The following is a 19910-nucleotide window of genomic DNA, read 5'->3' as shown; positions in this document are numbered from 1 at the left end:
CGGGCAGGTTATCGTGGTTTTTTGGGCTGAAGGTTGGAGTAAAGTGCTCTACCGAAGGCATTTTGAGGATTGTTTACGTCGCTCGTCAGTTCAGATTTTATCTGTTTAACCAGGCGGCGGCCGTGGGCATCCAGTGTCTGCATCATCACATCATCCGGTTTACCAGTGAGGTGGTAATTGACGTTGATGTCACCAGTTGAAAGAAGTTGTCTTTCCTGCTGCTGCCTCGCAGCGTTCTGTACCGCCGGCGATTCCCGCCCAACAGCTTTGACCCCCAGCGAACCATCAGCGCCACGGGTAAGCGGCATGATGGCTTCCGGCCCGGCCTCGCCGAATACACCCGCACCTTTCGCAAACGCAAAATATTGGGGAGTGCTGTAAACACCATTGCTGTAGGCAGAAAGTGACGGAGAATCGTAAACGCCTCCGAGAGCGTTGAATGAAAAATTAGCTCCCGCGCTTTGAATAGCGGTACCACTACTTGCCGCACCGCCAAAAAGACTACCGAACAACCCACCCGCTCCGCCGCCAAATGAAGCCATAATCGCTTTGGTGATCAACGCCTGTGTTGCCATCTGGATGAGTGTCTTAATCACCGTTTCTCCCAGGGAAGAGAAAATATTCGACATACCATCTTTAAACGAAGTGGCGCCCGTCAGGACGTTTGTCAGGTTGTTGGAGATAGAGTTAGTGGTGGCATCCAGAATCTCGCTGGTTGCAGTGGCAGCCATTGAACTCAGATCAGAAGCCTGATCGGCATAGTTCATCAGGGAATCGCTGATCCCTGCCCGCCAGTCTGACTGCTGTTCATCGGTTTTTTTGTAATACTCCTCCTGAATATCCAGGCGTTCGGCAAGCGCTGTTTTAAGTGCTTCCGTTTGCTTTTTATACAGGTCTTCGGAAATCTGCCCACGACTGAAATCACGCTGTAAATCACGCTGCTGCCTGAGAAAATCAGCGCGAATATCCGCCATTTCCTTCATTCGGTCACGGGCTTTATCCCCCTGTCCCGCGCCGAGGAAATCGATATTCCCCCTTTCCCGGGCGGCAGCATTACTGTCGGCCAGACCTTCGCGGAATGTTTTTAACTGTTCAGCGATATTTTTCTGATCAATAAGCGCCGCATTGTGCAGCAACGTTTCCTTTTTGGATTTTTCAAGCGAAGATAATTCCCCCTGAGTAACCTGATATTTCATCTTTGCCAGCTCAGTGTTTTGGCTGGAAAGAGCAATTTGCTCCCGTTGCTGTTTAATCAGCCGGGTATAGGTATCTTCGGTTTTCTCCGCCTCGGTTTTCCCATGCCTTCCTTTTGGCTTGGGTTTATTTTCCTGGTTGTTTCTCCATTCATTCAGGCCGTTATTAATCAACTCCTGCCGTCCGGTCTGAAACTGTGGGTCGTTAGTTAACCCCAGGTCATCCGCAGCATAACCCAGTCGTGCGCGCTCCTTGTCCTCACCTTTGAGTTTTGAAAGCGCCAGATCACGACGGCTTTTTTCAAGTGCAGCCGTTTGCTGGGTTGTCAGGTCTACCTGTGGTAAGCGTACTGGTGCGTTTACCAGCCCCTGTCGGGCCATGAGAAGATTATTTCCGAGACCCAGCAAACGGTTAAATTCAGTATGCTCACCGTTCATCATTAATAACGATTGATATGCTGAATTCTGTTCTGCAGCCTGCTGCCGGATTAATGCTATTCGCCTGTTCTCTATCCCTTCCAGTACCGACTGGATCGACTCAGACTTAGCCAGCATCTGAGCTAACCTCTCCTGTTCAACGGCCAGAGCGGAAGTCGCTTCTTCCAGACCACGGGTGACCGTTTCGACCGAAGTCAGGTGGTTTATCATGAAACCACCACTGGTTGTCGGGCCGGGGTTAGACAGGACATACTGATAGCCAGCAATCTCTTCCTTCAGGCTTTTTACTTTAGATGCCTGGGCATCAACAAGACGGTTTTGCTCCTCCAGCGCCTGACGGGTTTTGGTCTCATTATCAGAAACTTCGGGCAGGGACATTGATTTTGTCTTTTCACGGACAGAATCAATGGTGTTTGCATATTCCTGAGCGGATAATCTGGCCTGCTCCTGATTCTGGTACATCGTGTACCAGGCGCCGGCACCAAGCAAAACCAGCCCAGGAATACCGCCAACGAGGCCTAATGCTCCCCCCATGAGCCGGGAACCTACAGCAGTAACCGAGTTCAGTGCAGTCTGAGCGGATACTCTGGCCTGAATATTACGGTTAAGTAACTCCTGCGCCAGTGAGAGCCGTTTTTCTGCGGCGGCCTGCGCGTCTGTACCCCGCGCCGCTGCCAGTGCCTGCTGGGCACGATAAACTGCAGCACGCGCACGAGCTGTCGAAACCTGTGTCCCTCTGACCTGGGCTTCAGCTAAAGCTACTTCACTTTTTGCGGCGTTAATAATCCCAGCCGTTGCAGAGCTGGCACCAAGAGCCATATTTCCCAAATATCGGGCAGCACCAACGGCAACAAGCGCTCCGGCAGCAGTGGCGACCTGATCAATATTGTTGGCTACGCCATCAAGTAATCCGGTCAGGGTATTTGTCGCGCCACTCGCTTCATTAGCTCCACCGACCCATTGCATAAACGCGTTTTCAACTTTTGTTGCCGACGATGAAACGGTCTGCGGCAACTCACCATATTCATTCCGGAGCTTACCAAGCTGGCTGATGAGGGCCGGAACTACTTTATCAATGGTTAACTGCCCCTGATCCGCCATAGATTTAAGGTCTTTACGCGCAACCCCCATCCCTGCCGCAAGCGCCCGTATAACCCTGTCGCCGCTCTCGTTGACGGCATTGAATTCTTCGCCTCTCAGCACGCCCTGTGCCAGAGCCTGGCTAAACTGAGTGATGACCGAACTGGACTCCTGAGCATTCGCGCCAGAAAGTTTTAAACCAGTAGAAATAGCCTCAGTAATATCCAGCACCTGGCTGGAGCTGTAACCATATTCCCGCATTGAGGCTGCTGAGCGGGAAAATAAATTAGCGTTGTCAGAAAAAGATGTACCCGTTTTCTGACTGATATCCATCAGCTGTTTTTGAGAGCTGGTAAAATCATCAGTTGATTGAGATGCCTGTTTTAGGCGGGCGTTTACTGAATTCCATTCATCAGCCAGGGATATCAAATGCCCCGTAGCAAAAGCACCAGCAAATGCCCCGGTTAATCCCAGTGCGGTAGCCTTTGCTGACTCCATCTGGTCAGTTAGCTCAGCAACAGAACGGCGAGTTTCCCGAACTGAAGCCGCAGCCTGCCTGCCGCCATTCTGCATTGTCTTATAATAATCAGCCCCCATACGTGACGCGCGGGCTATCTCGGTCTGGAATGACTGAGAGTTAGCAGAAACTTTAATGATAAGTTCACGCAGGGTTGCCATTTCATTTCCTCAGAAACAAAAAACCCCACATTGTGGGGCTTTTTATGATTTTAATATTATTAAATTAAACCAGCTTTTTTCCTTGCTTCTTCCAGATAATCTTTTTCTGGTTCCTCTTTTTTATGAGCAAGTGCAATCAGAAGATCAATTTGAGCACTTTGCTTTTCAGAGATTTCTTTAAGCATAGCGATCTGATCATTAGCTCTTACGCTTCCTCTGTTCAGGAAATACCAGATAACAAGATCAATAAGGCGAGCAAAAACAAATAATAATATCCAGCCAGTAGTAGTCATTTAAAGCACTCCGTGTGTCAAAAAAACAACATAACACCTGTTATAAGTGGCATCCACACGAATTATTACCGGCTATGCTGACGCAGCCAGCAGCGCCGCTTCCAGCCCCGCAAAGGGATCGCCGCTGTCGCTTACCTCATCCTCTTCTGTGCCCCACTGAAGCTGAGCCTCTTCAATGGTGACTTTACCGCCCTGGGCTCCGTAAACCGCAGATACCAGCTGAGCATTGAGAATATCGCCGCGAATATCGCCGATTGGGCTGATACGATCGTATTCAGCCCACATTCTGAATTCGCCAACCGTCATGGTTTGTCGCAGTTCGCCCAGCGTGCGGCCCATCCGGAGCGCCAGCGCCATCAGGAACTGCATGCCAGGCATTTTTACTTTGCTTTAGCATCATCCGCGTCACGAATGAGATCAAGTGCCTGCTTCAACAGCCGGGAATGCACAGGGCCATAGATCGCTTCAACCTGTTCAGTGTCATCGACAGTAAAGACGGGCTGCAGGTCGGTATCCAGCAAAATATCGATGAAAAGCGTGACGTCGGCCCGCATCGTACGGAAGGCTCGTTCTGAAGGGGTCAGTTCTGGTGCCTCCTGGGGCTCCTGCCCTTCCGGTGGTTTGGGTTGTTCCGGGCTGGCAATGCCCTGCCAGCGAATCCAGGCTTCTGCTGATGGCTCACGAATAATGACTTTGGCGTTATCCCACTCCGGAACGGAGACTTCTTTTTTTCGAAAGCCCGCCATTGGTGCCAGTGCCAGTGCTTTAAGACTCGGTTTTGACATTAAGTTTATCGCCGGTCGCCCGGCGCTCCGTTAACTGATGGTGACGGTGCAATCAGAAGAAGTGATCACAGTGCCATCGGCATCAGTAACCACGCAGGAATAAACCCCGGCATCACCGGATACAGCGCTGGCCTTATTAAACGTTGCGCTGGTCTGGCCGCTGACCGTCGAGGAACCCTTTTTCCAGACGTAGGTATAAGGTGCCGTACCGCCCTGAACGACCACGCCCATAGTCAGGGCGCTTTCTGCCGCGACCGTTTGGGACGCCGGAAGGTCTGTAGCAAAAGACAGGACTCCTGGGGCGTTAATATTGGTGGGTTTGCCTTTCAGACGCAGCGAGAACGTTGCAGCAACAACACCGTTGGTTTGAGAATCCCAGGTGTGCTGACGTACCTCAGCGCGCATCAGGAATCCATTACCAGACGGGAAAATAACCTTAAATCCATAAACCCCGTCGTTATCGTATGCTGCACGAAGTGCATCCTGCGCCGGGTTGCGGTAGAAGTTACCGGAAAGTGACATTTCAGACGGAGCTGGAAGGCCGTTGATATTTTCCGTTTCATCCGAACAGAGCACTGTCACGTCAATATCGTTTTTCTGACCAGCGCTAAAGCTAGCCTGTTTGATAGTGCAACTCAGGTTTAACCAGGTTGCCGTATCCAGCTCTGCCGCAGTGACCGGCACAGAGGTAATCATTACTACCGTTTTTTGGGCACGTTCAAATAGTGCTGACATCGCAGCCTCCATAAATGAAAAAACCGCCAGCGGCGGTCGGATTGGATTGGTTTTTGTCAGGCAATAACCGTTATTTCGAGGGTTGCCCGATGAAGATGGGTTGTCGTGTCGTAGCCAGGAATTTTTGTCACCTCGACAGGTGAAAGCACCTGCAGGCGAGCCAGGGCGTCCAGGCGTAACGCTCTGGCTTCGTCATTCGTTTCAGCCCATACATCAACCTGAATGCGCAGTGTCGACTCTGCCTGTCCGCAGAAAACATCCCCGGCAACATCAGTCGGTATCGAGAAAATGACATAGGGAGTGGAAACTGCAGGAAGTCCGTCGCTGCCTAGCGGCACCACATACGGATAAACCCGCCCGTCTGCCAGCGGCGACAGCAGGTCATAGAGATCATCTTCTGTCATTTAGCCAGCACCTCATCAATAGCCTGATTCATCCGCTGCATAGCCACCTGCGCAGCCTCTTCCATGCGGGTATCAAAGGCAGGACGAACAAACGGATGTGCTGGCGCCGTAGCTGTCCCCAGCTCCACAAAGCGCCAGTAAAACGCATTCCGCTTGTTGCTGGCCTTCATGGTGTTGTCGCTGTTCCCCGTTCGCGGGTTAACGCCACGAATATGCACCCCCGATGAGATTTCACCACGACGGCGGCTTTTCTGGGTGACGACAACAACGTTTTTCTTCAGTTTTCCGGTTTTCTCCGGCGCGCGATCAATAACCTCCTCGCGTAGCAATTCGGCCCCAGCACGGGTCGACTCCCGGAGAACTTTATTATTTTCGGCCTTGCTGAGCGTTTGCAGATCGCGTGTGATATCCTGCAGCCCGGAAAAATCCAGATTCACATCAATCATTTTTGTGTCCCCTGTTTGCAGAGAATTTCCAGCCGGGTACCTTTGCTATCTGGCACCGGAGGCCCGGTGACATTCAATGTCACTCCTTTGTAGGGGCCATTCAGGACAAGAAGCCGCGATGATGCCGAAATATCTTTGCGATATCGAACCCATACACGAATGGTAGCATCCGCCCTTTCTGCTCCTGCTGTCAGGCTCTCTCGCCCACTGATTCCCTTAACCTCTGCCCAGATAGTGGCGCCGTCAGACCACTCTTCTGTTGGCTGACCACTCGGTGTTCGTGTAGTAATAAAATTACGGATGGTGATCCGATGCCGCATTGGTCCAATTTTCATCATCCCCTCCGGCTAAACACCCATTTGAATTCGCCAGGGATTCAGCAACCAGCGTGCGGGCCCTGGAATATCAGTACTCAGATCATCCCCGCGGTTTTCATACAACCAGCCCACGATAAGAAGAACCGCGCTCTGAATGGAGGGCGTGATGATAAGCGGACGATCGCCAGCGCTTTCATTCTCAACAGCACTATCCAGAGCAGCCTGGTCAGCGAAAAAGCGTCGGTTGAGAAACTGCATGGCAGCATCCTCCGCAGCGGCAAGATACCCCTCCACCATCGTTTTATCGATTTCATCATCCAGCCTGAGATGTTCCATGGCTGTTTCAGTGTTGATTACCGTCATAACCATTACCCTTTGGTTTCGGGGGCGCGGTTCATTTTGTTATCAGGGACTTCACCAACTATGGTCACCAGCCCGTTACCTTTGAGCTCGGCAGCACGTAAGCGAGAGACATGAAACGGATCATCAGCTGGCGTCCTGAAAATGTCGCCATCCATAAAACGCCGGACAGGCTGAACCTGAATAGTCCCGGACTCTGTGGGTTCTGGCGCCGCATTTATACCGTCGGATACAGACGGTTCAGCCACATTTTTTCTGGCCATCACTATCTCCTCAGAAAGAGAGGGCCGCTAAGCGGCCCTGAATTGTCAGCCGCCAGAAGCGGTTACAGTACCGGTGACAAATGCTTCCGGGCGATAAACCGCTAACGCCAGACGCTCTTCCGCACGAATGGTGACCATGTTTTTAATAAAGTCATCTTCGTTCTCAGTGGAGAGCAGCACTTCGATATCCATGCGGTCGAAGATTTGCGCAGCCATGTTGAAGGCACCAGTCAGGAAGTTGTTCTGCGCCATGGCCTGTGTTTCAACAACAGGGAGACCCCAGATACGAGGAACACCACCATTGACCGGCTGCGCGATGATATAGCGACCTTCGTTATCTTTGGTCAGCTCGATGCCTGCCCAGTCAATCGGGTTCAGGACAAAACCAGACGCCGGATATTCCGCAAGAACGGCCTGCAGAACAGCCAGGCGAAGACGGTCGATCGGCGTTGCATTGGACAGGGTTAAGGCTGGTGCAAATTCTGTTGCCTGCGGCAGAATACCGAGGATATTCGCACCGGTGCCATCGCCGCTCAGCAGTTGCTGCTCTTCTTTGAAACGAAGGCCATACTGAGCGCGGCCATTGATATAGCTGGCCAGACCGGGCGCATCGTCCAGGATCTGACGGGACGCTTTAAAGTAATGCGCAATAGTACGAACCGGCGCACTTTTCAGATCAAACCGAATGTCAGATTTTGGTTTCAGGGCACCTTCCGCCACAGCTGCAGCATTATTGGTAAACCCCGTTTCCTGAACGAATTCAATACCGTTAGATGCGGTAGTGCCGGGGATAAGCAGATTACGGATGGTCAGAGTACGTTCCGGCGGGGCGATAATGCCCTGAACACGATCGGAGACCACCAGGCTGTTGGTTGGGCTCACGCCTGTGCCCGTAGTGGCCGGCACGTTCATAATATCTTTCTGTTCCAGTTTGACGCGGATGCTCTTACGGGCCGAACTGTCCATGCCTTTGAACTCTTCACTTTCGACCACCAGCTCACCGAGCGATTTTCGCTGTGCAGGTGCATCGTTCGGGCGGCGTGCGCCTTTTTGCTCCAGCTCAGTGAGACGTTCTTTCAGCTCGTTCATCTGATTAAGGCTTTCGTCCGTTCGTTGTTTCAGTTCCAGCGAAACGGTTTCTCCTGCCTCCATTTTTTTCTTCACGTCTTCGCCAAAGTTTTTGACCTGATCAATCACCATGGTGAGCTGAGTAGAGATTTCGCCAATACTTTGTGGCTGATCATCAGCCGATTTTTTCTGGTACATATAAATCCCTTAGAGAATTTTTGGGAGAGAAAACTGGCTCAGTTGCTGGCGCATCGCCGCAATAGCCGCTTTGGTTTCGCCGTCTTCGCCCCCGGACTCACTCCGGTCAAGCAGATAGGACAGTCCGCGGGAGGCGACCGCAGCGGACTGACTTTTCGAGAAACCTGCCTCTCGCAGGAACTTCTCAAATTCAGGTAAGGAAGGAAGATCACCGTGTGACAATTTCGACTTAATGACGTCGATGCGGGCATCGTCGTTGGCTGGTACGGTAACGATGGAGATTTCAACCAGGTCGAGCTTCGTTAATGTGCGGATCCGGGTTTTCTCATCGTAATTCGATTCCCGAACGTAATAGCCAATGGAAAGGCCCGTAATGGCACGGGTTTTCATGCCTCTCCATGCCGTTTTGGCGTAGGCGGCGTCGTCCAGCCACAAAGCGCCTTCACCAAAAAGCCCATGCTTATCTTCTTTCAGGGTTGAGATATCCCAGTTCCCGATGGGTTCACCGGTGCGATGCTGCCAGAGAACAGGGAACGTCCTCCCCTTAGCCCGCGTTTCCTCGATGCTTTCGAGGAATGCGCCCGGCGCCACGACTTCGTTGTAGCTATCCACCACATCGAAGACAGAACCGTATCCAGAAAAAAGGCCGTCATCGTTGACAGCCTTAATATCGAAGTCGAATGCCTTTACTTTCATGGCTGCGTTTTTCCGGTACATTCCGGCGTCTCCTCTGATTTAATGCCAAGCCATTCCCGCAGTGCGTTTTTGGCTGATTCACTGTCGCCGGACTTGCCAAGCTGATCTATCGGCAGCAGGTTGGATTGAACGGTTAGTTGGTCAGCGCCAGGTTTTGGCTGAAGGTTTTCTTTTTGCCGTGCTTCATTGCGGGTCATCAGACCGTTCTGGGTCATCGTTGAGTAAAAAGCTGCACGGGCGGCGCTGTCAGCACGTAAGAGACCTTCGATGGAAAACTCTGCGAAGTACTTATTTCTTTCTCCCGGAGCCAGGAGACTTTTACGAATCGCCTGCTCAATACGGGTCAGCCATGGACGAAGTGAAAACGTTAAAAAGCCAATCAGCATCTGTTCGACGCCACTTCCCCACATCGTCTGCCCCTGGGCGGTATGTCCAATCAACCCCGGCCATACTCTGAACCACCGACAAATCTCTTCGATATTGAAGGCTCTGGACTGCAGCATCTGGGCGTCTTCCGGGTTGAGGTCAACAGGCTGAAACTTCATTCCCGCTTCAAGAACCATCATTTTCCCGGTATTCATGGATCCAGAAAATTGTTCAACCATGCTTTCACGTACTTCATTGCGCTGCTCTTTTTTCAGGATCTGATCCATTGAGAGAACGCCGCTGGGCCGCATACCGTTTTTAAAAACTTTGGCGCTGGCTTCATCTGTTGCCATTGCCAGACCAAGTGTCTGTCGGGCATAACTGACTGGTGACAGGCCCATGACTCCATTGGTGCTGAACGCACGGATGTGCATGATATCCCGTTCATCAATGTTTCGGGATGTACCTGAAGGCCAGTCACGGTAGGTATAAATTGGATCTCCGCTCTTGCTTAAATCAACCTTCATCCTTTCTGGCCTGAGAGGCACCAGCGAGGTAATGCGCTTTCCGGTTCGATCGATTTCTGCATAAGCATTCCCCCACAAAAGCAGGCTGGCCATGATCATTTCCCAGAACTCCACTGCAGTCATATCAGCATTGGGTTGATTATGGAGGAGCTCATAAAGCGGGTGATCATTTGCATTCTGGCGACCGTCAGCCGTTTTTTCGTAAAAACCAACAGGCAACGTCGCGATGGTTTCGGATAACAGCCTTACACATGACCACACTGCCGATAACTGCAGGGCTTTATCAACCGTAACGGATTTCCCTGCTGCGGACTGCCCACCAGCATAAGCAGCCCAGAATTCACCGTCGGTAAGGGAGATGGGTACGCCGAGCCACCGGCGAACGGCGCTTTTTATCCGGCCTGGCTTCTTCTCTTTATTCATGGTGACTCACACAATGATGGGATTACTGAAAAAGTCGTCGATATCGCCAGAATCATCCTCATAGCCTTCGGAGGCACCGATTGCCATAGCGCCCGCTACAATGCCATCGATACGCCCGGTACTTTTTTTCTTGGCAAAAATTCGGTTTTCTTTCTGATCAGCCTCCGTCACTGCTGAAGCCGCATTCCAGCGAAGACAAGGGTTCGTCCTGATGATAATGACGCTGTCATCAAGCAACTCTTCAAACAATTCGATGGAGTGAGGCATCCACAGCCCGGAATCTTTCGCTTTGTAATACCCTTGCCCATGAGGGATTAAGGGAACAGAAACAGATGCTTCCTCAAGCTCCGGCTCAAGATATTTAATGCGATACTGGTCGAAGGCGATGGCCTTGATATCGAACTTCTCCGTCAGATCGGCAATACGCTGGGCAACAAAGCCGTATTTCACCGCTTTGCCTGGCGTAGTGTGGATGTGACCATCGCGCTCCCAGGCGTCATAAGGCACCCGGTCCGTTTTAGCCCGTTCGAGCAAGGTATCTTTGGGTGTCCAGAACTCCACCAGCAACTTGCGTTGTTTTGGAAAAAACAGCGCCAGGGCAGTCAAATCACGGGATCCGGACAAGTCCAGGCCACCGTAGCATTCCTCACCCTCCAGCTCATCTGGATCAAAGTTTTCCTCACATCCCATCCAGACATCACTGCTCATCCACGGGTTAGCCGCGTCAACCCACTGACAGAAGTTGAGACGCCTGACAATACTCTCTTTCGAAGGCATCCCCCGGGCCTGAGTCACCTGCTCACGAAGATAGCTTTCTTCAAACGTGTGACCCAGCGAGGGGTTAGCCTTTTTCCAGCAGGACTCATCCTTGAAAGGATCGTCACCTTCATCCAGTGAACAAATAAAGGCGAAAAAACTGTCATCTTCTATCGAACCGGCAGATACCTTTCTACCGTATTCGTGATAGTCATAGCAGACGCTGGTTTTATCGTGTCCACTGTTGGTGATCATAAAAATGAGTGCCTGCCGGCGACCTTTAGTGCCGGCGCGCATCATTTCAACAACCTGATTGCTTTTATGCTCGTGAACTTCATCAATAAGAGCGCAATGTGGTCGTGGACCCGACTGTCCGTCATCTGAACTAATTGGGCGAAAGAATGAACCAGCCTGAAGAAAAGCCAGGTTCCACTCTTTTCCGGCGCCGCCAGATTTCTGTATGCGTGCGGAAAGAGCCGGAGACTGATCGACCATAGCCACCGCATCACGAAAGAGGACCATTGCCTGGTCTTTTTTCGTTGCAGCAGCATAAACTTCAGCACGAGGTTCTTTATCTGCAGTAAGACAGTAAAGACCTATCCCGGCAGAAAGGGGGGATTTGCCAGATCCTTTTCCTGATTCCACGTAAACCATTCGGAACCGGCGAAAACCTCTGGCATTTTTCCAGCCAAAAATCGAACCGACGATGAAACACTGCCATGGAAGCAGAACAAAAGGCGCACCTTCAAAATCGCCCCCGTTAAGCTTGAGGACTTTCGCAAAATAATCAATGGAGCGCTGTGCTGCCTCAACATCCCAATGGAGCCCTCGTGCATGGCAAGATTCAAGATCCCTGAGGTGTCTCTGGCAGGCATTTCGAATGTCAGGACCGGCCAGTTCTTTTCCAGAGGTTACATCCTTTGCATACTGCGTTGCCGGATCAACCGAAGAACTTGTCGAGCGTGTCTTCTTCGGGGGTTTCGCCATTCACTTTCACCTTCGTCCTTGCCGCTGGTGTCAGACCGAATTCAACCAGGTAACTTTTAAAACGACGGTCAGCATCAGCCAGCATTGAAACTGCCGGGTTGGCCTTTATCAGAAAACCACCCTCGGTCTGGACGGTATAAGTTCTGCCCTCTACAGCGATGGTGTCGCGCAGTTGCAGGATATCGGCATAAATATCGCAAAGCCTTTCAAGCGCCAAAGTATCTGCAACGGTGAGAACACCCATACCATCGAGAAGCACAGTCAGCCGACCCCATGCCACTTTACCCCAGTCGGTAAGATGAGCTGGGGGGCCTGGAATTTCTTTAGCTGGCGTGGGTTCTTTATCGTTGAGTTTTCGTTTGCCCGGGTTGCCGGTAACCACTTTGAGGTGGGTCGGTTTCGGGCGTCGTCCTGCCATCGGAACCTCCCGGAAAAAAACTTTTCATTTCGCGGTTGTGCACAAAAAGGACTGGCGGCGGTCATTTGGGTTCGAGGTTCTGAACTTTTGCCCCGCCCCGCTCAGATGAGAATCGATATCATTTGAATGCTAATGATTTCAAATGACAATCACTTTTGAAGTGTATTGATAATGGTTATCACTTAAACCAATGAGAAGCCGGGTCCAGTGGCATCCCATTTTCATCACAGCCGATGACGGTGCCGCGCTTCTCCATTCTTTGCTTCGTGGAGTCATGGTGCTGCTTACACAGCCCTTGCCAGTTCTTCCGGCTCCAGAAAAGCTTTTGCGCTTTCGCTATTTCCTGGCTGTCACCAGAACGCAGGGCCTCTTTCAGTTTGTGAGGGGTGATGTGATCAACCACCGTAGCTGCTGTCACCCTGCCTTGCTCCTGGCACATGACGCATAAGGGGTGTGCACGAAGGAAGATAAGACGCTCACGGTCCCACTTGCTGCCGTAGATGCGGGGCTCTTTGTTCATGCTTCCGGCCTATTGATTGTCAAAAAAGAATAATCCGCTGGATTCCTCTGATACATTCCCGAGAACCCGGAAAACAACACCCCTTAAAACTTATATAAAACTCTGTCAATGGCGCTTTACCGACACCATTTGCAGAGCTTTATAAAATAGCCTGAGCCTTAGCCGCTCGCTTCTGTGCTGGTATCAAACAACGCCAGCGCCTCGGTCGATTCCTGAACTGCTTTGATGGTCCGCGCCACCACTTCGGATTCAGTTGTCACGCGACTGTACTGCTGGATGAACAGCTGATATTTGAGCTGGCTATCCTGAACGAACGCAATCGCCTCTTTTGCGGCTGCTGTGTCGTAGTTCAGGGTGGAAAACAGATTCTGTCGGATCTGTTCTGCTGGTGTGATCTCTGACATGTCTTACCTCTGTGCGATGTGGGGAGCATTATCGAAGCCACTATTCGAAGTGTCTTCTGTAATGCCATCAAAAAAGCCACCTGGTTAGAGGTGGCCTTTGTGATGGCTATATGCGTCACTTTGTAGGCAATGGCATCCATCGTAACACTTCGAACTGAGAATGAGCTATGGTGCCAGTGAATCCGAAAATAGCTTCTTTTGGCTTCCCAAAAACATCAAAGCAACCAATGGCAATTCCTTTATCCGTATCAAATATGACCATTTCAAATGGCCCAGGGACCTGATCTTCAATGTTAATCCATTCCATATCCGCACCTATGTCTTAATGTGTTGATTAATATTAACACAAGGAAGGGAGATATTATCGAGCCACCTCTGGAAGTGGCTCTGTAATGCCTTACTTCACGGTTTCAATGGTCGAACCGTGGCTGTTGGTGATGTAAATCTGATCGCCCTTGTACAGGAATTGGTATCCAACACCACCAAGCTCAGGGATGTCCGGGAAAGCTGGCGAAGGAATCCCTGAACAAATAATGGCAATGCAATCAGCCCGGTTTGCTCCAGTACGCTCGACCGTTAATTGATGCTCATCGCCAACTGGTTTCGTCATATCTTGGTCCTCATAGGACATCGGGATATGCTCAATGATGTCAGGCGTCATAACATCCAGTTCATCAGCAAGAGCAAAAGCCTGACGCCATTGCTCAGAGCCAGGGCGAGCAACGGTGATTTCTTTTGCCTCATACAATGAGGTGGCGTTGTTAATAATCTGCTTAACGGTAAACATTTTCTTCTCCTGCTTCTGGTAATAAAAAGCCCCGCTATTGCGAGGCATCGTATTTACTTGTATTTGATATTTATTGCCAACGAATCAACCTGGTAATCCGTCGATGTAGCTAAATATAAAACTGGCATCCATCATATTACTTTGATTAAAGCGGCTTCTTTTTATTGCCTCAAACCCTTCCTGCTTACTAGGCCAATTATTGCAACAATCATTCATATTGTTGTTTTTTTCAAACCACAGTTTTTTGAAACTGAACTCTTCAGCAACCTTTTCAAAAGCAACAACTGTTTTCTTCTGAGTTCGTGTAGCAGTGATGATCACGTTGCATCCCATCTCAGCTAACTCTTTGGTAGATTTTTCAACCTGAGAGCCCAAATCCCCCAAAGTGGATATCCCAATCTTAAGTCCATCACGCTCAAATACAGCTATAAGATCCTTTTCTCCACCAGGGTGGGGTTTTGCTGCCATAAAGGATGCATAGCGATCACTTTGCTCAAACAGTTTTATCAGAAATATTAGCGTTTCACTTTTTCCCCTGTTGCTGGAACCGAATACACCCATCATTAAGTTCATCTTGCAGCACTCCTTACTGTGTCGTCTTCCCTGATATAATGCTCATGCTGTGTTGATGCAACAGTTTTTATTAGCTATTAGTAGCCTTGTCGGTTTGTTGCGGGCAGTTCACCAGCACTGATTTGTTGTGCGCCAGAATGTCGCGCTTGGTCTGCTTGTCCAGCACGTCGATATCGTGGTCGGTCAGGTAGATGATCCGCACCCAGTCGCAGGCGGTGTCGATGACTTCAGGTTTTGCGGGTAAAGATTTCGCGCAGCTCCCGATCAACATCGTCATCAGGCATATGGCTAACAGTCTGCTGTACATTGCTGGCCCCTTTCGTGACTTCCGCTTTGCGTTCTGCCGCTGCGACGCTGGCAGCTGCGTTCTCTTCGGTGCGCTGCAGCTCTGCTTTAGCTTCTGCTTTACTGGTTCCGCGTGAATGTCCTAACCCAAATGCACCAGCGATAATGGCCAGCAAGGCGGCGACCAGACCCATAATCATTTCAATCCCCATCAGAACCCCACACCAGAACTGATTTAGCTTTGAGGAAGCGAGCGCGACGGTCATCAATACCATTCTGCCCACCGTTGATAATCTGGGTCACTCGCTCAAGGTCTCCGCCCCATTTGAGGCAACCATTCGTCACAAAGAACCATGCTGCGCTGCGAGCGGCATAATTGTCCTGAGCCAGTAGTTCTGGCTGAGCAACTAAATCGACCGTTAAGGCGTCACCGCAGGTTCGGTAATTGTTCAGCCCCGTGACCTGGATAATTCCGCGACCACGATAGAGCCAACCATCACCGGCGGCGTTGTTACCCATCCGCTTGCTGTACACCAGATTGGCAATTGCACGCTGACGCTGTAATGGGAGTGAAGGTTCGCTCTGCCGGCGCCCAAGTGAATTGGCCTGATCCTGCGTAAGGCGTTTGGCTTTAACAAAATTAGCCAGACCTGCAATGCTGTAGTTAAAACTCTCGACCAGACGGCTGAACCCGGTGCTTTCATGCCCGCACTGAGCAATAAACATCGCCTGAGCCAGGGGAGTGGTAATACCGGATTCTTTCATCGCGGCTGTAATATGCGGATACCAGCGCGCAGCTAACTCGGCGCTTATACCAGCCGCCTTTTGAAATTGTGATTGGTTCATCAGTGCCTCAGTGCATCAACCAGACGTGCGACGTTCCCTCTGAACCAGAGAACGGCACCGCAGATAAGAATGTTTGCCAGCACCACCAGCCAGTGGGATGACTCATATAGACCAAACAGGAAGCGGAACGGGATACTGGCATAAACCAGCACCATGAGATAAGCCAGAACAGATATTCCCGGTCTGTGCCGGGAGCCACCACGCTGGTAGAACATCAGGGCCAGAACAATTACTGCGCAAATGACTACATTCGCCAGCGCTGAAGGATCATTTACCACTTGAACCTCCTCCCCGGAACCGGGTAAGCATATTGAACAAGCTATTCAGGTCCTGGCTGTTAAGGAACGTCAGCACTTTAATGATCATCGCCGAAAGCAACACGGCGCCCAGTGCGTCAAGCGGGCGATCGCTGTAGCCGGTCCAGCTTGATAGCTTTGAGCCCACCAGTCCGGCGCCGAGAACGCCAACAATGAATGACGTCATGAAGTAAGCCACCAGCTTTCCGCGGGATATGTTAGCTGCCGTGGCCACGTAAAAAACCGCCCCGGCGAACGCACCAAATACAACGCCGTAATCTATTCCGGTAGCCAGGCCGAACATGCTGGCCCCCATCAGGCCGCCGGCCGCAACTGAAGTACCAGAGACAGGATCGGACATTTAGCCCCCTCTATTGCTGTGAGTCCTCTCATAAGCGAGGGGAATAAAAAAAGCCTGCACGATGGCAAGCCCTAAATTGATTTAGAAATATTCAGCGACGGAACATTGGGATTTGAAAAACCAATAAGCAGGGCTGGTCTACTACCTTTTTTTGGTGTTATGCTTTGCCATCTCGATATAGGTCGACGTTAACCTTGTCTTGCTCATCTTTCGATTTAGATGCGATATTAAAATTAGACATGCTTATGGCTCACATTTCCAGATAGTATTTTGCACCCCACTACCTTTCGGTAAGTTCGGGTTCATATTAGCGCTATGGAGATAAACTGCTTTCGATTTGCCATATTGCTGGCACGCCTTAACAGCTGTGTTATGCAAACTATCCAGTCCGTACCAAGCATCGGACTGAATACTGACCTTTTCACCATCATTATACTGGACTGCTGCGCACCCCGACAGAGCACCTATAATCACAACACCTATAAACAGTCGAATGCTTTTCATTGCGTTCCCCTACGATTACTGAGGCGGATTATAGGGTATGCAGCAAAACCTTTCGAGTGGAATATGAGAGCCAAAACAGCCCTAGAACAAACAGTCATTGGGTTGAGGGATCTACCGCGCACCCTACGAATCTCATCTGAGTATCAGCGCCACAACAATGACGACTAATAGCACCAGATCTAGCAGCAGCCCCGCCAGTCGCCAGGCAACAAGTAACGCGATAGTGAACAACACCCAGAAACACAGCCTGCGCAGCATGGTTATTTACCGTTGGTGCCGAGCACCCGGCTTAGGTTTTTCAACAGGACAGTCGAGGCCGTTTCCAGCATGTCATCACCCGCATCGTTATTGGCGACCACCAGCGTCTTAGTGCAGGGAACCTTCACCTTCGAATCGCTCAGCCAACCGGATTCGGTCACCGCCTTTTTCAGTTCGTACACCGGCTTCCCGTTAGGCAACTTATCGTCTACGTGCCAGCCGTTTATGTCGATCATCGTCAGGCCGCTGCCTTCCTGATTAACCGCCTCCAGAAACTTATTCGACCGGTCCGGCGCTGATACCCAGAGGAAGGCGTCATACTCGCCAGTGGTGACTTTCGCCAGAGAGCGCACACCGCCTTTGGCGTAGGTCTCGACTTTTGCGTAGTCTTTTTCCAGCCCCTGCAGATATTGCCAGGAGGCATAAGAACCGCTGGTTGGCTCACCAACTGCGATTTTCACACCAGCCTTTAAATCCCCTTCATCGCTGATCTTGCCGCCCTTCTTCACCGCGACAAAAACGCATTCATCAGCCAGTTCGCCGATGATGTCCACCTTCTGCGCTTCGTTGCTGTGCCGACTGCGCCAGAACTGGAAAGCATCAGCCTGGGTGAAACCGATTTGGGCGGTACCGCTGGCCACCTTGTCGAGGTTGTCCAGAGAGCCTTTGCTGGGGATCACCGTCGAACTATAACCATACTCACTCATGGCGCTGGCGAGGTTCACGCCGTACACCGCATTGTAGGTAAGACCCTGCTGGCCGGTAGTAATGACGACTTCAGCAGCCGAAGCGGCATTACTCAGGCACAACGAAGCGACCGCAATGGCGGCCATGACTAACTTTTTCATGTGACTTTCCTTTACAGGGGTGAGCCAGTGCCCAGAGGTGATCGCCCTCAGAGAAGTCACGCGACCCATCTGTGGCTCAACCCTGTTAAGGCTCTGAGGATGATATGCACCGGCACAGGTGCGGATATGAAAAAGGCCCGCGAATGCGAGCCTTTATTGGCTGTCGCCGTATGGCGACTTTTTCACCAGTCTGATATCGTTGATTTGCGAAGATCAACACATTAATCATGGGTGAGAGGTTAATTTAAATGAGCGATAAACGATTCGAAGTTAAATTTCAAAATGGTAGCGGTGTTGCCACCGTTACCGTCACTGCAAGCAGCGCCGCACAAGCAAAGGAGCAAATTAAATCTAAGTTCTATAGTGCTCCAAATTTCAAAATAATCTCAGTTGTACAGAAATAAAACATCGAGTATGGAGGATTCTATGTCCGTTTTTACTGTTCGTGTCGAAATGCAAAATGCTGACAGGGATGATTACGACACCTTGCACAAAAAGATGGCTGCGAAAGGTTACTCTCGTGAAGTTACAGCAAGCTCGGGGACAACTTATCAATTACCTGATGCTGAATATACCTACACAAACTCAACCAAAAATGAGGCTCAGGTGGCAGATGAGGTCAAAGCAATAGCTGATTCTGTAAAAAATTACTCCCGGGTACTTGTAACTAAATCTGCTGGCAGGGCGATCAGAGGGTTGAAGATAGTATAGGGTCTATCGAATACCATCATCACACTCATCCGGAGCACCATCAAAGTGCTCCAGTTTAATAAATGCCGCAGCAATTCCCTCAGCGATCATTTCAAGCTTCTCTTTAGTTGTCGGGGAAGCATTAACAATCGCTGCTGTCAGAGCGTTTCTGGCAGCATCAGCCGTCGCTGGGCTGAGTTCTTTAAATTTCATAGATACTCCAAAATAGAAAAGCCCCGGCGAGTACCGAGGCTTAGGAGTTGTGGGTATTGCTCTACGACGATGTGACAGGGGTACTGATGCAATGCATCTCGCGAATACCCCTGTCGTATCGCCGGAAAGCAAAAACCCCGCAAGGGCGGGGCTTTCGTCATGTTCAAATTGTCGCTTCTCATCGCTGCCATCGCGGCGCAGCTCTGCCAAGCATGAATGAATTATCTAAACTTCTGGGTGAAAATCAATGTCAATTTCAATAAAGAGCACAAAAAGCTAAAACAGCTAACTTCTCAGGTTTTTGCGGGCGGCTAAAAATGCCTTACCCTGAAATATCTTGAGGCACCATTTCACACGCTCTCTCGACTGGTCCGCCGTCAGCCAGGGCGCCAGCTTCTGAAGCTCTCTGGTTATGTCCGATATTTTTTTTCTGGTTGTGTAGTAATTCATTCCGACGATGTAAATCGGGTCGGTAACCTCAAAAGCATCCAGTACGCACTTCTCCATAAAGTCAGCGTCATCGTTACTGATGGCGGTATCTATCACGCTGCTCTCCTGCTTCGGCCAGAGAATTACCTGCGCACGCTTCAGAGCATTGGGCCCACGAAAGCCCTCTGCCCTTGCCTGCTCAATTGCCGCGGTAAAGCGCTCTAACGCTTTATCTGACCATCTTTCCCCCTTAACTGACCACCAGCAAGAGTGCACTGTGGGCTTACGCGGGTATACCTCCCCTCTCTGGCTTTCCCCCCATACAGTAAGAAGTGACTTAATCCAGGCTGACTGGATGCCAGTCAATAACTCAGGGCGCCCAAGGTATCGTTTGTGCGTGGCGATCGCGACCTCTGACATAGCGGTGTTTTGTCTGCGGCGTTGAAGTGGTGTCATGCAATATCT

Annotated in this window: 30 protein-coding genes; 2 read left to right on the top strand and 28 right to left on the bottom strand. The window is 50.7% G+C overall.

Annotated elements, in window-relative coordinates; all coding sequences use genetic code 11:
* Positions 1–8: 8 nt before the first annotated feature.
* From ACLEXF_RS03000 to ACLEXF_RS02875, 26 genes are all read right to left on the bottom strand, one after another.
* Positions 9–3389, bottom strand: coding sequence for a phage tail tape measure protein (locus ACLEXF_RS03000; RefSeq protein ID WP_423265720.1), 3381 nt, complete (start codon positions 3387–3389; stop codon positions 9–11).
* 59 nt (positions 3390–3448) lie between these two features.
* Complete coding sequence (locus ACLEXF_RS02995) at positions 3449–3682, bottom strand: YebO family protein (RefSeq protein WP_016530182.1); 234 nt, start codon at positions 3680–3682, stop codon at positions 3449–3451.
* Positions 3683–3754: 72 nt separating this feature from the next.
* Positions 3755–4060, bottom strand: a complete 306-nt coding sequence (locus ACLEXF_RS02990) for a phage tail assembly protein T (RefSeq protein ID WP_046623866.1) — start codon at positions 4058–4060, stop codon at positions 3755–3757.
* A gap of 2 nt (positions 4061–4062) precedes the next feature.
* Positions 4063–4467 carry a phage tail assembly chaperone gene (locus ACLEXF_RS02985; RefSeq protein ID WP_117250002.1) on the bottom strand — a complete coding sequence of 135 codons (405 nt, stop codon included), beginning with the start codon at positions 4465–4467 and terminating at the stop codon, positions 4063–4065.
* Between the two features lie 30 nt (positions 4468–4497).
* Entirely contained in the window at positions 4498–5202 is a 705-nt protein-coding gene (locus ACLEXF_RS02980; protein WP_423265719.1) for an immunoglobulin domain-containing protein, read from the bottom strand.
* Positions 5203–5258: 56 nt separating this feature from the next.
* On the bottom strand, positions 5259–5606 hold the full coding sequence (locus tag ACLEXF_RS02975; protein WP_046623863.1) for a DUF3168 domain-containing protein: 348 nt from the start codon (positions 5604–5606) through the stop codon (positions 5259–5261).
* On the bottom strand, positions 5603–6052 hold the full coding sequence (locus ACLEXF_RS02970; protein WP_423265718.1) for an HK97-gp10 family putative phage morphogenesis protein: 450 nt from the start codon (positions 6050–6052) through the stop codon (positions 5603–5605). Before ACLEXF_RS02970 ends, ACLEXF_RS02975 begins: the two co-directional genes overlap by 4 nt.
* On the bottom strand, positions 6049–6387 hold the full coding sequence (locus ACLEXF_RS02965) for a phage head closure protein (protein WP_323095876.1): 339 nt from the start codon (positions 6385–6387) through the stop codon (positions 6049–6051). Before ACLEXF_RS02965 ends, ACLEXF_RS02970 begins: the two co-directional genes overlap by 4 nt.
* A 12-nt stretch (positions 6388–6399) precedes the next feature.
* Positions 6400–6732, bottom strand: coding sequence for a head-tail connector protein (locus ACLEXF_RS02960; RefSeq protein WP_047667483.1), 333 nt, complete (start codon positions 6730–6732; stop codon positions 6400–6402).
* 5 nt (positions 6733–6737) lie between these two features.
* Complete coding sequence (locus ACLEXF_RS02955) at positions 6738–6992, bottom strand: hypothetical protein (RefSeq protein ID WP_040241936.1); 255 nt, start codon at positions 6990–6992, stop codon at positions 6738–6740.
* A 45-nt stretch (positions 6993–7037) separates the two neighbouring features.
* The gene (locus tag ACLEXF_RS02950) at positions 7038–8258 is read right to left on the bottom strand and encodes a phage major capsid protein (protein WP_047666511.1); all 1221 of its coding nucleotides are present in this window, start codon (positions 8256–8258) and stop codon (positions 7038–7040) included.
* 9 nt (positions 8259–8267) lie between these two features.
* The gene (locus tag ACLEXF_RS02945; protein WP_025713387.1) at positions 8268–8975 is read right to left on the bottom strand and encodes an HK97 family phage prohead protease; all 708 of its coding nucleotides are present in this window, start codon (positions 8973–8975) and stop codon (positions 8268–8270) included.
* The gene (locus ACLEXF_RS02940; RefSeq protein WP_032423087.1) at positions 8951–10270 is read right to left on the bottom strand and encodes a phage portal protein; all 1320 of its coding nucleotides are present in this window, start codon (positions 10268–10270) and stop codon (positions 8951–8953) included. The genes ACLEXF_RS02945 and ACLEXF_RS02940 overlap by 25 nt, the downstream gene beginning before the upstream one ends.
* A gap of 6 nt (positions 10271–10276) precedes the next feature.
* Positions 10277–12013 carry a terminase large subunit gene (locus tag ACLEXF_RS02935; RefSeq protein ID WP_025713389.1) on the bottom strand — a complete coding sequence of 579 codons (1737 nt, stop codon included), beginning with the start codon at positions 12011–12013 and terminating at the stop codon, positions 10277–10279.
* The gene (locus tag ACLEXF_RS02930; RefSeq protein ID WP_038808146.1) at positions 11967–12431 is read right to left on the bottom strand and encodes a phage terminase small subunit P27 family; all 465 of its coding nucleotides are present in this window, start codon (positions 12429–12431) and stop codon (positions 11967–11969) included. Before ACLEXF_RS02930 ends, ACLEXF_RS02935 begins: the two co-directional genes overlap by 47 nt.
* Before the next feature lie 178 nt (positions 12432–12609).
* Positions 12610–12951, bottom strand: coding sequence for an HNH endonuclease signature motif containing protein (locus ACLEXF_RS02925; protein WP_047666509.1), 342 nt, complete (start codon positions 12949–12951; stop codon positions 12610–12612).
* A 158-nt stretch (positions 12952–13109) separates the two neighbouring features.
* Entirely contained in the window at positions 13110–13355 is a 246-nt protein-coding gene (locus ACLEXF_RS02920) for a DUF2560 family protein (RefSeq protein ID WP_234978277.1), read from the bottom strand.
* Positions 13356–13470: 115 nt separating this feature from the next.
* Positions 13471–13662, bottom strand: coding sequence for a hypothetical protein (locus ACLEXF_RS02915; protein WP_104458559.1), 192 nt, complete (start codon positions 13660–13662; stop codon positions 13471–13473).
* A gap of 90 nt (positions 13663–13752) precedes the next feature.
* A complete protein-coding gene (locus ACLEXF_RS02910) occupies positions 13753–14142 on the bottom strand; it encodes a hypothetical protein (RefSeq protein ID WP_234978276.1) in 390 nt (129 codons plus the stop codon).
* 84 nt (positions 14143–14226) lie between these two features.
* A complete protein-coding gene (locus ACLEXF_RS02905; RefSeq protein WP_031592522.1) occupies positions 14227–14715 on the bottom strand; it encodes a hypothetical protein in 489 nt (162 codons plus the stop codon).
* Positions 14716–14785: 70 nt separating this feature from the next.
* Positions 14786–14986, bottom strand: a complete 201-nt coding sequence (locus ACLEXF_RS02900) for a hypothetical protein (protein WP_234978279.1) — start codon at positions 14984–14986, stop codon at positions 14786–14788.
* Entirely contained in the window at positions 14943–15212 is a 270-nt protein-coding gene (locus ACLEXF_RS02895; protein WP_234978275.1) for a hypothetical protein, read from the bottom strand. The genes ACLEXF_RS02900 and ACLEXF_RS02895 overlap by 44 nt, the downstream gene beginning before the upstream one ends.
* A complete protein-coding gene (locus ACLEXF_RS02890; protein WP_047666504.1) occupies positions 15202–15846 on the bottom strand; it encodes a glycoside hydrolase family 19 protein in 645 nt (214 codons plus the stop codon). The genes ACLEXF_RS02895 and ACLEXF_RS02890 overlap by 11 nt, the downstream gene beginning before the upstream one ends.
* The gene (locus ACLEXF_RS02885) at positions 15846–16124 is read right to left on the bottom strand and encodes a phage holin family protein (RefSeq protein WP_047666503.1); all 279 of its coding nucleotides are present in this window, start codon (positions 16122–16124) and stop codon (positions 15846–15848) included. Before ACLEXF_RS02885 ends, ACLEXF_RS02890 begins: the two co-directional genes overlap by 1 nt.
* Positions 16114–16503, bottom strand: coding sequence for a phage holin family protein (locus ACLEXF_RS02880; protein WP_047666502.1), 390 nt, complete (start codon positions 16501–16503; stop codon positions 16114–16116). Before ACLEXF_RS02880 ends, ACLEXF_RS02885 begins: the two co-directional genes overlap by 11 nt.
* A gap of 764 nt (positions 16504–17267) precedes the next feature.
* Positions 17268–18113 carry a TAXI family TRAP transporter solute-binding subunit gene (locus ACLEXF_RS02875; protein ID WP_181937532.1) on the bottom strand — a complete coding sequence of 282 codons (846 nt, stop codon included), beginning with the start codon at positions 18111–18113 and terminating at the stop codon, positions 17268–17270.
* Between the two features lie 248 nt (positions 18114–18361).
* Between ACLEXF_RS02875 and ACLEXF_RS02870 the strand changes: the two genes are divergently transcribed.
* On the top strand, positions 18362–18517 hold the full coding sequence (locus tag ACLEXF_RS02870) for a hypothetical protein (protein ID WP_174140822.1): 156 nt from the start codon (positions 18362–18364) through the stop codon (positions 18515–18517).
* Between the two features lie 22 nt (positions 18518–18539).
* Positions 18540–18824: a DUF2622 domain-containing protein gene (locus ACLEXF_RS02865; protein ID WP_234978210.1), complete on the top strand. Its 285-nt coding sequence runs from the start codon at positions 18540–18542 to the stop codon at positions 18822–18824.
* 3 nt (positions 18825–18827) lie between these two features.
* Here ACLEXF_RS02865 and ACLEXF_RS02860 read toward each other — a convergent pair whose 3' ends face one another.
* Positions 18828–19016: a hypothetical protein gene (locus tag ACLEXF_RS02860; protein ID WP_047666500.1), complete on the bottom strand. Its 189-nt coding sequence runs from the start codon at positions 19014–19016 to the stop codon at positions 18828–18830.
* Between the two features lie 285 nt (positions 19017–19301).
* Positions 19302–19901, bottom strand: coding sequence for a hypothetical protein (locus tag ACLEXF_RS02855; RefSeq protein ID WP_102035568.1), 600 nt, complete (start codon positions 19899–19901; stop codon positions 19302–19304).
* Positions 19902–19910: the final 9 nt, after the last annotated feature.

The organism is Klebsiella pneumoniae complex sp. WS1778 (genome assembly GCF_049472055.1).
Taxonomy (GTDB): Bacteria; Pseudomonadota; Gammaproteobacteria; order Enterobacterales; family Enterobacteriaceae; genus Klebsiella; species Klebsiella quasipneumoniae.
Note: the sequence above shows the minus strand (reverse complement) of the source record. Positions and strands in the feature narration are given on the sequence as shown.

Excerpts from the sequence above, each read along its gene's own strand:
- ACLEXF_RS03000 (WP_423265720.1), bottom strand. The coding sequence starts at position 3,389 with ATGGCAACCCTGCGTGAACTTATCATTAAAGTTTCTGCTAACTCTCAG.
- ACLEXF_RS02995 (WP_016530182.1), bottom strand. The coding sequence starts at position 3,682 with ATGACTACTACTGGCTGGATATTATTATTTGTTTTTGCTCGCCTTATT.
- ACLEXF_RS02990 (WP_046623866.1), bottom strand. The coding sequence starts at position 4,060 with ATGCCTGGCATGCAGTTCCTGATGGCGCTGGCGCTCCGGATGGGCCGC.
- ACLEXF_RS02985 (WP_117250002.1), bottom strand. The coding sequence starts at position 4,467 with ATGTCAAAACCGAGTCTTAAAGCACTGGCACTGGCACCAATGGCGGGC.
- ACLEXF_RS02980 (WP_423265719.1), bottom strand. The coding sequence starts at position 5,202 with ATGTCAGCACTATTTGAACGTGCCCAAAAAACGGTAGTAATGATTACC.
- ACLEXF_RS02975 (WP_046623863.1), bottom strand. The coding sequence starts at position 5,606 with ATGACAGAAGATGATCTCTATGACCTGCTGTCGCCGCTGGCAGACGGG.
- ACLEXF_RS02970 (WP_423265718.1), bottom strand. The coding sequence starts at position 6,052 with ATGATTGATGTGAATCTGGATTTTTCCGGGCTGCAGGATATCACACGC.
- ACLEXF_RS02965 (WP_323095876.1), bottom strand. The coding sequence starts at position 6,387 with ATGAAAATTGGACCAATGCGGCATCGGATCACCATCCGTAATTTTATT.
- ACLEXF_RS02960 (WP_047667483.1), bottom strand. The coding sequence starts at position 6,732 with ATGACGGTAATCAACACTGAAACAGCCATGGAACATCTCAGGCTGGAT.
- ACLEXF_RS02955 (WP_040241936.1), bottom strand. The coding sequence starts at position 6,992 with ATGGCCAGAAAAAATGTGGCTGAACCGTCTGTATCCGACGGTATAAAT.
- ACLEXF_RS02950 (WP_047666511.1), bottom strand. The coding sequence starts at position 8,258 with ATGTACCAGAAAAAATCGGCTGATGATCAGCCACAAAGTATTGGCGAA.
- ACLEXF_RS02945 (WP_025713387.1), bottom strand. The coding sequence starts at position 8,975 with ATGTACCGGAAAAACGCAGCCATGAAAGTAAAGGCATTCGACTTCGAT.
- ACLEXF_RS02940 (WP_032423087.1), bottom strand. The coding sequence starts at position 10,270 with ATGAATAAAGAGAAGAAGCCAGGCCGGATAAAAAGCGCCGTTCGCCGG.
- ACLEXF_RS02935 (WP_025713389.1), bottom strand. The coding sequence starts at position 12,013 with ATGGCGAAACCCCCGAAGAAGACACGCTCGACAAGTTCTTCGGTTGAT.
- ACLEXF_RS02930 (WP_038808146.1), bottom strand. The coding sequence starts at position 12,431 with ATGGCAGGACGACGCCCGAAACCGACCCACCTCAAAGTGGTTACCGGC.
- ACLEXF_RS02925 (WP_047666509.1), bottom strand. The coding sequence starts at position 12,951 with ATGAACAAAGAGCCCCGCATCTACGGCAGCAAGTGGGACCGTGAGCGT.
- ACLEXF_RS02920 (WP_234978277.1), bottom strand. The coding sequence starts at position 13,355 with ATGTCAGAGATCACACCAGCAGAACAGATCCGACAGAATCTGTTTTCC.
- ACLEXF_RS02915 (WP_104458559.1), bottom strand. The coding sequence starts at position 13,662 with ATGGAATGGATTAACATTGAAGATCAGGTCCCTGGGCCATTTGAAATG.
- ACLEXF_RS02910 (WP_234978276.1), bottom strand. The coding sequence starts at position 14,142 with ATGTTTACCGTTAAGCAGATTATTAACAACGCCACCTCATTGTATGAG.
- ACLEXF_RS02905 (WP_031592522.1), bottom strand. The coding sequence starts at position 14,715 with ATGAACTTAATGATGGGTGTATTCGGTTCCAGCAACAGGGGAAAAAGT.
- ACLEXF_RS02900 (WP_234978279.1), bottom strand. The coding sequence starts at position 14,986 with ATGTTGATCGGGAGCTGCGCGAAATCTTTACCCGCAAAACCTGAAGTC.
- ACLEXF_RS02895 (WP_234978275.1), bottom strand. The coding sequence starts at position 15,212 with ATGGGGATTGAAATGATTATGGGTCTGGTCGCCGCCTTGCTGGCCATT.
- ACLEXF_RS02890 (WP_047666504.1), bottom strand. The coding sequence starts at position 15,846 with ATGAACCAATCACAATTTCAAAAGGCGGCTGGTATAAGCGCCGAGTTA.
- ACLEXF_RS02880 (WP_047666502.1), bottom strand. The coding sequence starts at position 16,503 with ATGTCCGATCCTGTCTCTGGTACTTCAGTTGCGGCCGGCGGCCTGATG.
- ACLEXF_RS02875 (WP_181937532.1), bottom strand. The coding sequence starts at position 18,113 with ATGAAAAAGTTAGTCATGGCCGCCATTGCGGTCGCTTCGTTGTGCCTG.
- ACLEXF_RS02870 (WP_174140822.1), top strand. The coding sequence starts at position 18,362 with ATGAGCGATAAACGATTCGAAGTTAAATTTCAAAATGGTAGCGGTGTT.
- ACLEXF_RS02865 (WP_234978210.1), top strand. The coding sequence starts at position 18,540 with ATGTCCGTTTTTACTGTTCGTGTCGAAATGCAAAATGCTGACAGGGAT.
- ACLEXF_RS02860 (WP_047666500.1), bottom strand. The coding sequence starts at position 19,016 with ATGAAATTTAAAGAACTCAGCCCAGCGACGGCTGATGCTGCCAGAAAC.
- ACLEXF_RS02855 (WP_102035568.1), bottom strand. The coding sequence starts at position 19,901 with ATGACACCACTTCAACGCCGCAGACAAAACACCGCTATGTCAGAGGTC.